The organism is Rheinheimera nanhaiensis E407-8 (genome assembly GCF_000296695.1).
In the GTDB taxonomy this organism is placed as follows: domain Bacteria; phylum Pseudomonadota; class Gammaproteobacteria; order Enterobacterales; family Alteromonadaceae; genus Alishewanella; species Alishewanella nanhaiensis.
In genome coordinates, this window is sequence record NZ_BAFK01000010.1 from 19,861 (window position 1) to 34,152 (window position 14,292).

11 protein-coding genes are annotated in these 14,292 nt (G+C 51.4%); all 11 read left to right on the forward strand.

Going from position 1 to position 14,292, the window contains the following annotated elements; translation table 11 throughout:
* Positions 1–53: 53 nt before the first annotated feature.
* The 11 genes from tssA (at position 54) to tssI (ending at position 14,280) form a co-directional block, all read left to right on the forward strand.
* Positions 54–1,142, forward strand: coding sequence for a type VI secretion system protein TssA (gene tssA / locus RNAN_RS09765; RefSeq protein WP_008221281.1), 1,089 nt, complete (start codon positions 54–56; stop codon positions 1,140–1,142).
* A gap of 51 nt (positions 1,143–1,193) precedes the next feature.
* Positions 1,194–1,694, forward strand: coding sequence for a type VI secretion system contractile sheath small subunit (gene tssB, locus RNAN_RS09770; protein WP_008221282.1), 501 nt, complete (start codon positions 1,194–1,196; stop codon positions 1,692–1,694).
* A 1-nt stretch (position 1,695) separates the two neighbouring features.
* Positions 1,696–3,189, forward strand: a complete 1,494-nt coding sequence (gene tssC, locus RNAN_RS09775) for a type VI secretion system contractile sheath large subunit (protein WP_008221285.1) — start codon at positions 1,696–1,698, stop codon at positions 3,187–3,189.
* A gap of 38 nt (positions 3,190–3,227) precedes the next feature.
* Positions 3,228–4,826 (forward strand): type VI secretion system contractile sheath large subunit, encoded by a 1,599-nt coding sequence (tssC, locus tag RNAN_RS09780; RefSeq protein WP_202802288.1) that lies wholly within the window; start codon positions 3,228–3,230, stop codon positions 4,824–4,826.
* 8 nt (positions 4,827–4,834) lie between these two features.
* The gene (locus RNAN_RS09785) at positions 4,835–5,635 is read left to right on the forward strand and encodes a type VI secretion system accessory protein TagJ (protein WP_008221290.1); all 801 of its coding nucleotides are present in this window, start codon (positions 4,835–4,837) and stop codon (positions 5,633–5,635) included.
* 11 nt (positions 5,636–5,646) lie between these two features.
* A complete protein-coding gene (gene tssE / locus RNAN_RS09790) occupies positions 5,647–6,147 on the forward strand; it encodes a type VI secretion system baseplate subunit TssE (protein ID WP_439645778.1) in 501 nt (166 codons plus the stop codon).
* Complete coding sequence (gene tssF / locus RNAN_RS09795) at positions 6,144–7,976, forward strand: type VI secretion system baseplate subunit TssF (RefSeq protein WP_008221294.1); 1,833 nt, start codon at positions 6,144–6,146, stop codon at positions 7,974–7,976. The genes tssE and tssF overlap by 4 nt, the downstream gene beginning before the upstream one ends.
* The gene (tssG, locus tag RNAN_RS09800) at positions 7,973–8,995 is read left to right on the forward strand and encodes a type VI secretion system baseplate subunit TssG (protein ID WP_008221296.1); all 1,023 of its coding nucleotides are present in this window, start codon (positions 7,973–7,975) and stop codon (positions 8,993–8,995) included. Before tssF ends, tssG begins: the two co-directional genes overlap by 4 nt.
* A gap of 16 nt (positions 8,996–9,011) precedes the next feature.
* A complete protein-coding gene (gene tssH / locus RNAN_RS09805) occupies positions 9,012–11,612 on the forward strand; it encodes a type VI secretion system ATPase TssH (protein WP_008221298.1) in 2,601 nt (866 codons plus the stop codon).
* A gap of 287 nt (positions 11,613–11,899) precedes the next feature.
* Positions 11,900–12,379, forward strand: coding sequence for an Hcp family type VI secretion system effector (locus RNAN_RS09810; RefSeq protein WP_008221300.1), 480 nt, complete (start codon positions 11,900–11,902; stop codon positions 12,377–12,379).
* An 86-nt stretch (positions 12,380–12,465) separates the two neighbouring features.
* The gene (gene tssI / locus RNAN_RS09815) at positions 12,466–14,280 is read left to right on the forward strand and encodes a type VI secretion system tip protein TssI/VgrG (protein WP_008221302.1); all 1,815 of its coding nucleotides are present in this window, start codon (positions 12,466–12,468) and stop codon (positions 14,278–14,280) included.
* The last annotated feature ends 12 nt before the right edge of the window (positions 14,281–14,292 follow it).

Sequence of the window (14,292 nt, forward strand, 5' to 3'; positions counted from 1 at the left end):
AAAACATTAAAGTAACATTATTCGCTGTTTCATGTTCGTATTCGGTTGTTGTGATGGATTACAGTGAATTAATTGATTTTGAATTGTTAATTAATGCGATATCTGCTGATTCGCCTAGCGGCATCGATCCGCGTAGCGATATCTCACCTACCTCACAGTATTATCAGCTGAAAGATATTCGCGGTCAGGCCAGAGCGAACGAGCGCTCATTACTGGCCGAAGATGAGGATTTTCAGGCGCTGGCCATAGATTGGCGGCCATTGTCGGAGCAAATTCCCACCTTGTTGTGCCAGCAGGTAAAAGATTTAGAGTACTGTGCCTGGCTAATTGAAGCCTTATGCCGTACCCACGGTTTTGTTGGCTTGGCTACCGGCTTTAAAACTACCCGCTTGCTGATTGAACATTTTTGGCCCACGGTTTACCCCTTGCCGGATGAAGATGGCATGGAAGTGCGCATTGCACCGCTGATTGGCTTAAATGGTTACGAAGGTGATGGTGCCCTGATCACGCCAATTTTAAGCATTCCGCTAACTGAGCTGACAGCACATGGTCAGTTTGCCTGCTGGCAGTATCAGCGTGCGGCAGATATTTCCCGCAAAGACGAGAAACGGCAAAAGCAAAAAGCCGATGCCGGTATTGCCAGCCTGGAGCAAATTAAAGACGCCGTGGCAGAAAGCTCAGCTGGCTTTTACCAGCAACTGGTGCAACAAATTGAAACGGCGATGGCCGAGTTTAACCTGTTGTCGCAAGCCATGGACGCGGCAATGAACGGCGAGCCCCAGCCTACCAGTGCCATCAGTAAGGCGATGCAAAAGTGTTTGGACGCGGTGCGTTACCTGGCAGCAGATAAGTTGGCACAGCAGGCTGAGCTAAATGCTGAACCGCAGCACGATGATGACGGCACCGTAGCAGCAGATCCGGTGCAAAAACAAGTGCAAAGCCGCGAGCAGGTGTTGCTTAGCCTGAAGCAGGCGGCTGAGTTTTTTCGCAAAACTGAGCCGCATTCGCCTATTTCTTACGCCCTCGAGCAGGTCGTGCATTGGAGTGGCCTCAGTTTGCCTGAGCTGCTACAGGAATTAATTGATGATAACAACAGCCGCAACCATTACTTCCGGCTGGCGGGGATCCCGCAACAAAAGTAGTGCTAACGCACTTACTGAAACACTTAACAGCTGAGTAACAGGAGAAAGTCAATGGAAAGTATTCATAGCAAGTTATCCCGGGTGCGTAAGCCCCGCGTGCATATTACTTATGACGTCGAAACAGAAGGAGCTGCGGTTAAGAAAGAGCTGCCGTTTGTTGTTGGCGTAATGGGTGATTTTGCCGGCCAGAATACCGAGGCGTTAAAGCCGTTAAAAGATCGTCGTTTTGTGCAGATAGACCGCGATAACTTTGATGAAGTGTTAAAACGGATGAACCCGAAACTGAATTTCAAAGTGGAAAATAAATTAGCCGCTGATGGCAGCGAGTTCAGTGTCGACCTGCAATTTAAGTCGATGCAGGATTTTGAACCGGCAGCCATTGTTAAGCAGGTAGAGCCGTTAGACAAGCTGATGGCCACACGCAATAAGCTGCGCGATTTGATGACCAAGATTGACCGTTCAGAAGAGCTGGAAAATATCCTGGAGCGCGTGCTGAACAATAACGAAGACTTGCAGAAGCTGGCGCAGGATCTGAGCGTGGAGAGCAAATAACATGAGCACTGAAGCCTTATTAGAACAACATGATAATGCTGCGCTGGCCAGCAGCTCGTTATTAGAGCAAGCGATTGGCGCCACTAAACAAACTGACGCCTCTCGTGCGGAAGAGTTACTGCGTACCCTAACCGAAGAAGCCTTAAGCGGCACGGTAAGCTGGAACAAGAACTTAACGGTAACCTTTAACGAAGCCATTAACCGGCTGGATAAGCTGATTTCTGAGCAGTTAGCCGCCATTATGCATGCTCCGGCATTTCAGAAGTTAGAAGGTAGCTGGCGTGGTTTGCACCATTTGGTGACGAACTCTGAGACCAGCGCTTCGCTTAAGATCCGCATGATCAGCATGAGTAAAAAAGAGCTGTATAAGGATTTAAGCAAAGCGGTCGAGTTTGACCAAAGCCAGACTTTCAAGAAAGTCTATGAGTCAGAATTTGGTACCCCGGGCGGTGAGCCATACGGCGCTATTATCGGTGATTACGAGTTCACCAATCACCCGGAAGATATTGAAACCTTAACCTACATGTCTAACGTGGCTGCAGCGGGTTTCTGTCCGTTTATTTCAGCCTCATCGCCGGCGTTATTTGGTTTTGATGACTGGACTGAACTATCTAAACCACGCGATTTAGAGAAAATTTTCGAGTCACTGGAATACACCAAATGGCGCTCGTTCCGTGACAGCGACGATTCACGCTTTGTTACCCTGACCATGCCACGGGTACTGGCGCGCCTGCCATATGGCGCGGCAACTGCGCCGATTGAAGAATTTGGCTTTGAAGAGTTCGAGCTTGACCCGCATAAAGGCGTAGCCAAAACCACTAACCATGCTGATTATTGCTGGATGAACGCTGCTTATGTCATGGGTACCAAGCTGACCAATGCCTTTGCTCAGTATGGTTTCTGTACTGCTATTCGTGGTGCAGAGGGTGGTGGCAAGGTTGAAGGTTTACCCAGCCATATCTTTATGAGTGACGATGGTGACCCGGATCTGAAGTGCCCAACCGAAATTGGTATTACTGACCGGCGTGAAGCTGAGCTGGGTAAAATGGGCTTTTTGCCACTGTGTCATTATAAAAATACCGACTATGCGGTGTTTTTCGGTGCCCAAACGGCGCAAAAACCGAAGAAATACGACACCCCTGAAGCGACAGCTAATGCGGCAATTTCAGCTCGTCTGCCTTATCTGATGGCAACGTCACGCTTTGCCCATTATTTAAAAGTTCTGGCGCGCGACAAGATCGGTAGTTTTATGGAAGCCGAAGATGTTGAAGTCTGGTTAAACCGCTGGATCCTGAACTACGTTAATGCCTCAGAAGGCAGTGGTCAGGAAGTGCGCGCGCGTTATCCGCTGGCCGATGCCAAAGTGCAGGTGCGTGAAATTCCGGGTCGTCCGGGTTCATATAATGCGGTGGCCTGGTTACGCCCCTGGTTACAGTTAGAAGAGCTGTCTACCTCACTGCGTTTAGTGGCAAAAATCCCTGAGATGGGTGGTTAATAACAACTTGGCGCAGCGGCCGTTATCCCCCGGTTGCTGTGCCTTGGTTGTCGCCCAAACTGAATGAAGTGGACGAGGATGTCATGGCTGACGCGGTAAGTTTCGTATCACAGGATGTGTTTACACAGCCATCTTTTAGTGATGCCATAGCACAAGATGCCAAGCAGCCGGCCTATACCCGGCTGGAGCGTAGTGGTGTGCTAGCGCGCTTTTTACGCGAGCAAGACCCGTTAGCCGCTATTTTGTACTGGCAACAACATGTTGCCGTTGCCAACGTTAACCGGGTTGATCAGGTCAGGGCGTTGTTATGCCGCGCTATTGCTGATATCGACCAGCTGATTAACCAGCAGTTAAACGCCATTATTCATCACAGTGCGTTTCAGCAGCTGGAAGCCAGCTGGCGTGGCTTGTTGTATCTGGCTGAGCAAACCGAGCGGCATGATCGCGAGCAGAAGATTAAAGTAAAGCTATTGTCGTTATCCTGGGCTGAGCTGAGTAAAGACATCAACCGCGCCATTGATTTTGATCAAAGTGACTTTTTTAAGCTGATTTATGACAACGAGTTTGACATGCCCGGCGGTGAGCCCTTTGGTGTGTTAATTGGCGATTATCAGATCAGCCACAAAATACGTCCCGGCCAGCTCAGTAACGATTTAGACACCCTAAAAGAAGTGGCCCGTACCGCAGCGGCAGCCTTTGCGCCCTTTATTTGCGCAGCGCACCCGTCGTTGTTCGGTGTCGATCATTTCTCTGAGCTTGGTCAGGTTGCTGACATTGGCAGCCAGTTTAAACAACCTGAATACATAAAATGGCGCTCATTACGGGCGATGGAAGATGCCCGCTTTTTAGGCGTGGTACTGCCGCAGATCCTGATGCGCAGCCCATACAAAGACGATGGCTCGCGCACGGAAGGTTTTGTGTTTCGGGAAACCCTGGCTAACAGCGAGCAGGATTACCTGTGGGGTAATGCCGCTTTTGCCTTTGCCGCTGTACTGGTCAGAGCCTACAGCGAATCCGGTTGGTTTGCCCAAATTCGCGGTATGAAAGCTGGCCAGCAAAGTTTTGGCCTGGTGTGTGATTTGCCGGTCAGCCGTTATGAGACAGAAAAGTATCAAAACGCCAATAAGCCGTCGGTCAATTTACTGGTGGGGTATCGTTTTGAATCGCAGTTATCTGACAATGGCTTTGTACCGCTGTCAGCCGTGCCGTACAGCGATTATTTTGCCTTTTATAACAATGCCTCGGTGCAACAGGCCAAAGTGTATGACGATAAGCTGTCGACCGTGAACGCCCGTTTATCCGCCATGTTGCAATACATCCTCTGTGTTGCCCGTTTTGCACATTATATCAAGGTGATAGGCCGCGATAAGGTGGGCGGCTATCAGTCTGCCGAGCATTGTGAGCAGGAGCTGCAGCGCTGGCTGCACAATTACACTACCGCCTCGACGGATGCGTCAACCGACGTCCGGGCGCGTCACCCGCTGCGCGAAGCGCGCATTCAGGTGCGGGAAAAGCGCGGCGAGCCGGGCCGCTATTACTCCATTATTCAACTGCAACCGCATTTTCAGTTAGATCAAATGATTACAACAGTAAAGTTGGTTGCCGAGTTATCACCTAAACAAGCTGCTACAGCGTGAGGTTAACCGTGAAACAATTACAGACTTTTATCAAACAAGGCGAACTGATAAGCGCAACTGAGCGCGCTATTGCCATACTGCGTGACGATCCGGCCAATGCCGATGTGCGGGCCTGTTACATCGAATTGTTGTGTATCCAGGGCGCGTTAGAAAAAGCCGACCAACAGCTGGATATGATGGTGCGCCAGCATCCGGATTTTCTGGTCGGTGCGGTTAACCTGCGCCAGTTGATCCGCGCCGCTTCTGCCCGGCAGGATTTTTACCAGGGCGGCATGACAGCGACCTTGTTTAGCGAACCGGATCAGCTGTTTGAAGCCTTGTTAACGCTACGGTTGGCGCTGAAGGAGCAGGATTATGCCGCTGCGGCTGAAGCGGCTGCGCAAATGGAAGCGGCCCGGCCGGCGGCGTCATTTGAGCTAAATGGCAGTACGGTGAGCGAGCTGCGTGATATTGACGATAGCCTGGGCGCGTACCTGGAGCTATTTGGCACCGATGGCAAGTTTTACCTGGCCCGCTTTGATGAAATTGACAGCCTGCAGCTGAAAAAGCCGGAATCTTTGCTCGATACCGTATGGCGGCGTGCGGAAATTGTTATTAAAGATGGCCCACAGGGCGAGGTGTTTGTGCCGCTGACCTATGTCGGCAGCAGCCGCATCTCTGAGCGGCTGGGTAAAGACACTGACTGGCAACAACTGCATGAACAACTGTTTACCGGCATCGGCCAGAAAATGCTGTTGGCCGGTGAGCAGGCGCTGCCGCTGGCAGAGCTAAAAAGCCTGGCGTTGTGTGACATGGCTGAAATGGCCTAGTCAGAGCGGGAGTGGGGCATTTGAAGCTACAGGCGAAACAACCGTTACAGCAGTCAATACTGGACCGGTTAATTGACGATGCTCCGGGCCAGCAGGACAGCGGCCGCAGCCGGCGCGGTTTTGATTTAAAAGCCCTGCGTCAGAGTGTGCGCCGCGATTTAGAAAACCTGCTTAACAGCCGGGTGCAGTGGCATACCTGGCCCGACAGCTATCAAGAGTTGTCACAAAGTCTGCTGAATTACGGTTTACCGGATTTCTCGGTAATGGTGGTGGACTCAGACGAGGGCCGTTTACAACTGTGCCGCGCAGTAGAGCAGAGTATTCGCCGGTTTGAACCGCGTTTTGTTGATGTTGAGGTCAGTGTGCCGGAGCAGGAGCATGGCATGGAGCGGGTGTTAAAACTGCGCATTCAGGCCTTATTGTATGCCGATCCGGAGCCGGAGCACATTATGTTCGACTCCGAAGTAGAGCCGGTGCATTTAGGATTGACCATCAGGGATTATCAGGCATGAATGATGAGTTATTGAAGTATTACAATCGTGAGCTGACCTATATCCGCCGCATGGGTGCCGAATTTGCCGAGCAATACCCGAAAATTGCCGGCCGCCTGAGGATTAGTGAAGAGAACGTTGAAGATCCGCACGTGTCCCGCCTAATCGAAGGCTTTGCGCTGTTAACCGCGCAGATCCGGCAAAAACTGGACGACAGCTTTCCTGAACTGACCGATGCTTTGCTCGGCCAGTTGTATCCGGATTATCAGGCGCCGATCCCGTCAACTTCGGTGCTTAAACTGAGCAGCCAGAACTTGTCTAACTCCGGCATTGCCATTAAAAAAGGTACCGAGTTTGAAACCCGCGTTGATGGCCTGAAACCCTGTACCTTCCAGTCTTGCTACGATCTTGACCTGTATCCGCTGGAAGTCAGCGCAGCCGAGTTTAAAAACGCGCCTTTTCATGCACCGCGCCCGCCGGTGCAGCAAAGTGCCAAAGCGCTGTTAAAACTGACCTTAAGCTGCGAGTTTGACAAAACCCGTCTGCATGAGCTGGACATCACCAAGCTCCGGTTTTACTTAAACGGCCAGCGTCATCATGTGTATCGCTTGTATGAGCTGTTGCTCAGTAAATTGCTCTGTATTGGCATAGCGTTACCAGGCCAGCCTGACAGCATCAGATTTATTAGCGCAACACAGCTTAACGCCGTTGGCTTTGCTGACGAGCATCAGGTGATACCTTATAGCCAGCGCAGCTTTGCCGGTTATCGTCTGCTGATAGAGCAGTTTTTATGTCCGGAGAAGTTTCTGTTTGTCGAGTTAACCGATTTAGACCCCGCCTGGAGCGGCTTTAAAGATCAAGCCGAGCTGTATTTTTATCTGGCGGACGGCGCCGATGAATTAGAGCGGCATATTACCGCGGACAGTATGCTACTGGGCTGTACGCCGGTAATTAACCTGTTTAGCCAGAAACTGGAGCCGGTGAAACTGGACGCGTCGCAATACGAGTACCGGCTGGTACCGCGTTACCTGGATGCCGATGTATGTGAAGTGGTACGGATAGAGCAGGTGCAGGCGTTTGACCCGTTCGGCAATGAGCTCACGCTAAACCCTTATTACAGCCAGGGCCATCCGGATTATCTGCAACAGCAGGACTTGTTCTGGCACGCCCGGCGCGAGTTTGCCGACTGGGCCGGTGGCTATTCTGAAACCGGCACTGAGGTGTATTTGTCGGTGATCGACCGTAAGTTTCAGGGTAAAGATGCAACCGAACAGGCAAAAGACTGGGTATTACAGGTACAGGCGCTGTGCAGTAACCGCAATTTACCAGCCTACTTACCCTTTGGCGGCGGTGAGCCGCGGTTTCTAATCAGTAAGCATGCCGATGTGGTTAAAGAGATCCGCTGCTTGCTGGCGCCGACGGCCAGTGTACGGCCGGCCTTGCAGGAGGCCAGCCGCTGGCAACTGGTTAACCATTTAACGCTGAACCACTTTACCGGTGATGATGCGCTAAAAAGGCTAAAAGAAACGCTGCAACTGTATGATTTTCGCTGTACACCCGAGTCCAAAGCGCTGATTGACGGTATCTGTCATCTGCGTATCAGTGCCGGCAGTGCCAGGGTAAGCCAGCAGGGCAGAACCGCGGTGTGTAGTGGCAGTGAAATCTTGCTCGAGTTCACCCAGGCTTCTTATGCCGGCAGCGGGATTTATTTTTTTGCCAGTGTACTGGATGTATTTTTTGCCCAGTACGCTACGGTCAATAGTTACACCCGTCTTAGTGTGAAGTTAAAAGAGCATGAACAGCTGTATCATCGCTGGCCGGCCCGCTGTGGCACTAAGGTGCTGTTATGACGCTGGAGCAATTAACCCAGGAGCCAAGCCGGTTTGACTTTTATCAGGCCGTATACGCGATAGAGCGGCAGTTCAGCAGTGAGCAAAAGCGCTGGCAGGGCGTGGGCCGCGATGGTTTCCCGGCTAAAGAGCTGGTGCGCTTTAAAAGCGTGCAGCACCTGGGTTTTCCGGGCCAGCCGATCAGCAAAATCACCCCGCAGCTAAATGCGCTACCTGCGGGCGACAATCAGCATAATAGCCAGGCGCATGCCGCTACTATGCATGTCAGCTTTATGGGGTTAACCGGCCCCAGTGGCGTGATGCCACAGCATTACACTGAGATGGTACTGCAGCGCTTAAAGCAGCGTGATAAAACCATGCGCGATTTCTTTGATCTGTTTAATCACCGGCTGATTTCGTTGTATTACCGGGCCTGGGAAAAGTACCGTTTTGCCTGCCAGTATGAAATGAGCCGTAACCATGACGATAGTTTCAGTCAGGTTATCAGGCATCTGTCTGGCGCACAAAGCACGCTGGGGCTTTATTATGCCGGTGCTTTTGCCCAGCATAACCGCAGCGCCCGTCAGTTAACGCAAATTCTTAGCGAGTTGCTTGGCTGCAACGTCGAATTAAACCCATTGCAAGGGCGCTGGCTTAAGCTGGGTGCTGATGAACAAAGCCGCCTGCCGATGCAGTATTTGCGCCAGGGCCAACATGCCCAGCTGGGGCGCTCTGCCATGTTAGGCAACCGTGTCTGGGATGTCAGCTCTGCTATTGATCTCACGGTAACGGTACCGTCAGGACAGGGGCAGTCATTACAGCCCGGCAGCCGGCGCTATCAGTTAATCAGTGCCGTTATTGCCGATTTTCTGCCGGCGGCGCTTAACGTGCGGTTGACGCTGTTGGGGCAGTACCGCGATTTTCCGTCAGCGCAATTAGGCGCTAATCAACTTTGTCTGGGCCGCAGCGGCAGTCTGGCCGTCAGCGCGCCGCACCAACACCATACCACCCGGCTGGGTTATCAGCTGGCCCGGAATTAATGCACAGGAAGCACTTATGTCTACTACTACGTTAAAAAGTCTGGTTGAAAAATTAAATCCGGCCAGCCGGCAATCGCTGGAGGCCGCGACTGCACGCTGTCAGTCACGCTCGCATTACAGCGTTGAAATTGAGCACTGGCTGGATGCGATGCTGGAGCAGGGCGATGGCGACCTGGCATTGCTACTGAGAAGCTTCGCTATCAATATCGACGTGGTGAAACAGCAGTTACAGCAAGCGCTGGAAAGCATGAAAACCGGCAACAATGCGCTGCCCACTATTTCGGTGCAGCTGATTAACCTGTTACGCACCAGCTGGCTAAGTACCACCATTGAGTTCGCTGATCAGCAAATTCGTAGCGCCTATCTGCTGTACACCTTATTAAAAGACGACAGTATGGCTGCCTTGCTGCTAAGGCGGGTACCGGCACTGGATAAACTCGATGCTGCCGAGCTGCTGCGGGTGTGGCCGCAACTTTGTAATCAAAGCCAGGAGCAGCAAGGCGCAACACCGGCTAACCCAACGCAACTGAGTGCAGGTAAAACACCGGCGTTAGATCAGTTCACCACCGATCTGACGGCGCAGGCGCGCGCCGGCAAAATTGACCCTATTGTTGGCCGTGATTACGAAATCCGCCAGATGATTGATATTTTGACCCGGCGGCGGCAAAACAACCCGATTTTAACCGGCGAAGCCGGTGTGGGTAAAACCGCGGTGGTGGAAGGGCTGGCACTGAAGATTGCCGCCGGTGAGGTACCGGATAAACTGAAGAATATCAGCCTCAGAGTGCTTGATTTAGCGCTGCTGCAAGCCGGTGCCGGCATGAAAGGTGAGTTCGAGAACCGGCTTAAAAATGTCATTAACGAAGTAAACCGCTCGGCGACACCGGTGATTTTGTTTATCGACGAAGCCCATACCATGATTGGCAGTGGTGGTCAGGCCGGCCAGAATGATGCCGCTAACCTGTTAAAACCGGCCCTGGCGCGCGGAGAACTGCGCACTATTGCTGCGACAACCTGGGCGGAATACAAAAAATACTTTGAGAAAGATGCGGCGCTGGCACGCCGCTTTCAGGTGGTAAAAGTAGAAGAGCCAACGCCTGAACTGGCGGCGGTAATGATGCGCGGCCTGCTGCCGGTGATGGAGCAGCACCATCAGGTCGCCATTACAGAGCAGGCACTGTTGGCCGCGGTCGGCTTGTCGCACCGTTATATCAATGGTCGTCAGCTGCCCGATAAAGCGGTCGGTTTGTTAGATACTGCCTGTGCGCGGGTAGCGATGAGCCAGGATGCGATACCGGGCGCGGTAGAGGATCTGCAGCGCAAGGTAGTACAGCTGCAGCAAGAAATCGCGGTACTGACGCGCGAACAGTGCCTGGGAGTTGATCATCAACAGGCGCTGGCGACACTGCAAAGCCGCGCTGAGCAGGCGGAGCTTGAGTTAGCCGCCGTAACAGAGGACTGGCAACAGCAAAAAGCGCTGGTGCTGGAAGCGCGTGAACTGGCCCGTCAGCTTACGGCAGAGCCACAAAGTGCAGACTCGCCTCTGTTGCAACGGCTGCTTGAGATTAAAGCACAGTTTGCTGCTATTAAAGCGCCGATGGTGCATTGGCAGGTTACCGAAGAGCTGGTGGCCGAAGTGGTGTCCGACTGGACCGGCATTCCGCTTGGCAAAATGCAGGCCGATGAAATTAACACTGTACTGGAGCTAAGCAGCTTCTTACGCCAGCGCGTGGTGGGCCAGGATCATGCGCTTGAGCTGATTGCCCGCACAGTGCAAACCTCACGCGCTCAGCTGGCGGATGAGAATAAACCTAATGGTATCTTTTTGCTGACCGGGCCAAGTGGGGTGGGTAAAACCGAAACCGCATTGGCCCTGGCTGAGCAAGTATACGGCAGTGAAGAGCAGCTTACTGTTATTAACATGTCGGAGTTTAAAGAAGAGCACAAAGTATCGCTGCTGCTGGGCTCACCACCAGGCTATGTCGGTTATGGTGAGGGCGGTGTATTGACCGAAGCGGTGCGGCGTAAACCCTACAGCGTGATCCTGCTGGATGAAATGGAAAAAGCCCACCCCGGTGTGCAGGATATTTTCTATCAGGTATTTGATAAAGGCACCATTAAAGACGGTGAAGGGCGCGATATCGATTTTAAAAATACCATCATTATTATGACGTCCAATGTGGGCACCGATACCACTATGCGGCTGTTTGAAGATGCGGACACCGCACCTTCCATCGACGGCCTGGGTAAGGCGCTAAAAGATGACTTATTAAAGGTATTTAAACCGGCGTTTCTCGGCCGGCTTAATCTGATCCCTTATCTGCCACTGGATGATGACAAGTTGTCATTGATCACCGGCTTGCAGCTTAACCGCATCGCTAAACGCCTGCAGCAACACTATCGCGCCAGTTTCAGCTATGGCCCTGAAGTAGTAGCGCAAATTGTCAGCCAGTGTCAGGACGCTGGCTCTGGCGCCCGTACTATTCACAATATTCTGCAAAACCAGCTTTTACCGGAGCTGTCTGTACGCATTTTGCAGCGTGTGGCGCAGCAGCAAAGTGTTAGCCAGGTGCAGTTACAAGTGGTCGATGAGCAGTTCGACTACCAAATTAACTAACTATTCACTGATGAATGTCAGCCTTAGCGGCTGGCATTTATTATTAAAGTTAAAAATTGCCAATTAAAAAGTTAATTATGTGTTGTCAATAATGGTTTTGACGATATAATTTGTGAAGTTTAAAAGCTGTGAATCAGATGTTGTGATTTATGCAAAGATTAAAAGTGTTTTGTTGTAATTTTTGTTTGAATTTTCTGATGGTTTTTAACGTTTTGTCCGGGTTTTACCCAGGCTACTCTTGATGCCTAATACTGGGCACCTGTTTAAATATGCAAAAGGAGCATAGCATGCAAGCAAATACCTACCTGAAATACGGCGCAATCAAAGGCGAGACCACCGCTGAAGAGTTCAAGGACATGATCACGGTATTATCAATGGACTGGGGCACTCAGCGTGAGCTGAGCTCGTACACTGGTACAGCGATGGACCGTGAAGCCAGCGCCACCCGGTTAAATGATATTGTTATCACTAAACTGCAGGATAAGGCTTCACCTGATCTGTTCAAAGAAGCCACTATCGGTAAAGGCCAGAAAGCGGTATTCCACATCACCAAGCAAGGTGACAAAGTGGAAGAGATCATGAAGATAGAACTGACTGATGCGATGATCAGCAGCTATCAGATGTCAGTTTCTGGTGACCGTCCTATCGAAACTATCGTGATCAGCTACACCGAGCTGATGATGACTGTGACGCCTACAGACGACAAAAACAACGTTACTGCACCGTTGGTATACGGTTACAGCGGCGTTAAAGGCTCTAAGCTGTAAGCAGTTCAGGCTGGTGTGGCGTGCCGCACCAGCTTTTTTTGGTTTTTTTACCGATCATCTTATCAGTAACCAGTTGAGGCGAATGGATGCAACAGGCAACCCAGGACGAGAATAGCATCAGAATTGATACGCCACTTGGCAAAGATGCATTAATTTTAACCCGGTTTGTATATCGCGAAGCGCTGTCACACCTGTTCAGTATTAAAGCTGAGGTGTATAGCAATGGCCGCGACATTAAAGCTGATGCGCTGATCGGTAAGGAAGTCACTATCACTTTAGAGTTGGGTGACAAAACCCAGCGTTATTTTCATGCGGTGGTGGCCGATGTCACGGCGCTGGGCGAGCGGGTAACAAAAGCCGCTGCTGAAGCAGAGTACCGCGATTACAGTCTGCAACTGGTGGCGAGTGCCTGGTATATGCAGCACCGGGTGAACAGCCGTATTTTTCGTAAGAAAAATGTGCTGAAAATCGTTGAGCAGTTGGCCGGTGAGCACGGCGTCAAGATAGATGTAGCAAGCAAAATCCAGGGTAGCTACCCGGATTACGATTTTAAAGTGCAGTATGAAGAGAGCGATCTGGACTTTATCCAGCGTTTATTACAGCACGAGGGCATCTTTTATTATTTTGAGCACAGCCAGAGCAGCCATAAGCTGATTTTGGCCGACAAAGCCTCTGCCTATGAGCCTTGTAGCCAGGAGCAGGTAAAATATTTCTCCGGCAGTTTAGCCGAGCCGCATATTCATCTGTGGCAACAGGCGCTGGTGATGGCGCCGGGCAAGTTTGTCCAGCGTGGCTTTGATTTGAAAAAGCCAACCGCATTGCCCACCGGTGAGGTGAGCAAGGGCAGCCTGGTAAGCGGCCATGCTGAGTACGAAGTGTTTAATTATGATGCCGAAGCGGACATTCACCCGCGGGCTAATGCTATCGCTGGTTTGCGCTTAGAGGCACTGCAGCGTGATATCAACCGGCGCAAGGGCGCCAGCAACTGCCGCAGTTTTAGCATCGGCAAAACCTTTACCCTTACCGAGCATGACGATAAAGCTGAAGCCGGCAAACAGTATGTACTGACAGAAGTGGTGTTAACCGCAGCCATTGCCAGCCAGACGGGCGCGAATAAGGTTGCATCACAGGATATCAGTAACACCTTTTATTGTGTGCCCAAAGCCGTCGCTTATCGGCCACAGCTGACCATCGCTAAGCCGGTCATTACCGGCGTACAGACGGCTACGGTGACCTGTCGCGGTGGTGAAGAGATCTCCGTCGATGAGCTTGGCAGGGTGACGGTCAAGTTTCACTGGGATCGCTCAGAGGTAAAAGACCACGAAAGCTCCTGTCCGATCCGGGTAAGCCAAAACTGGGCCGGTAAAAACTGGGGCGCGTTTTTCTTCCCGCGCCGCGATCAGGAAGTGCTGGTTGAGTTTTTAAACGGCGATCCGGATCAGCCGGTCATTATTGGTGCGGTGTATAACTCTGATCATATGCCGCCCTATACCTTACCAGCGGACAAAACCCAAAGTGGCATCAAAACCCGCTCCACCAAAGACGGTGGCGCGGCCAACTTCAACGAATTGCGCTTTGAAGACAAAAAAGGTGAAGAGCTGTTTTATCTACATGCTGAAAAAGACTTTGAACTGCAGGTTGAGCACAACCAAACTGATGTTGTGGCTAATGACAGGACTACCACCGTTAAGGGTAACGACACTGAAACGGTGAACAAAGATAGAAAAAATACCGTCGATGGCAGTGATACGCTGAAAGTCGGCAAGAAGCTGCTGATCGATGCCGGTGATGCCATCACCATTAAAACCGGTGCGGCGTCCATCTCGATGAAAAGCGACGGCTCTATTGATATTAAAGGCGTCAATATCACTATTAAAGGCAGTAAAGTCAGTATTAACTGATTATCGCAGGAA

What these genes read in the sequence shown, in the direction of transcription:
- tssH (WP_008221298.1), top strand. Translation starts at nt 9,012, where the DNA reads ATGTCTACTACTACGTTAAAAAGTCTGGTTGAAAAATTAAATCCGGCC.
- tssA (WP_008221281.1), top strand. Translation starts at nt 54, where the DNA reads ATGGATTACAGTGAATTAATTGATTTTGAATTGTTAATTAATGCGATA.
- tssI (WP_008221302.1), top strand. Translation starts at nt 12,466, where the DNA reads ATGCAACAGGCAACCCAGGACGAGAATAGCATCAGAATTGATACGCCA.
- tssB (WP_008221282.1), top strand. Translation starts at nt 1,194, where the DNA reads ATGGAAAGTATTCATAGCAAGTTATCCCGGGTGCGTAAGCCCCGCGTG.
- RNAN_RS09810 (WP_008221300.1), top strand. Translation starts at nt 11,900, where the DNA reads ATGCAAGCAAATACCTACCTGAAATACGGCGCAATCAAAGGCGAGACC.
- tssG (WP_008221296.1), top strand. Translation starts at nt 7,973, where the DNA reads ATGACGCTGGAGCAATTAACCCAGGAGCCAAGCCGGTTTGACTTTTAT.
- tssF (WP_008221294.1), top strand. Translation starts at nt 6,144, where the DNA reads ATGAATGATGAGTTATTGAAGTATTACAATCGTGAGCTGACCTATATC.
- tssC (WP_008221285.1), top strand. Translation starts at nt 1,696, where the DNA reads ATGAGCACTGAAGCCTTATTAGAACAACATGATAATGCTGCGCTGGCC.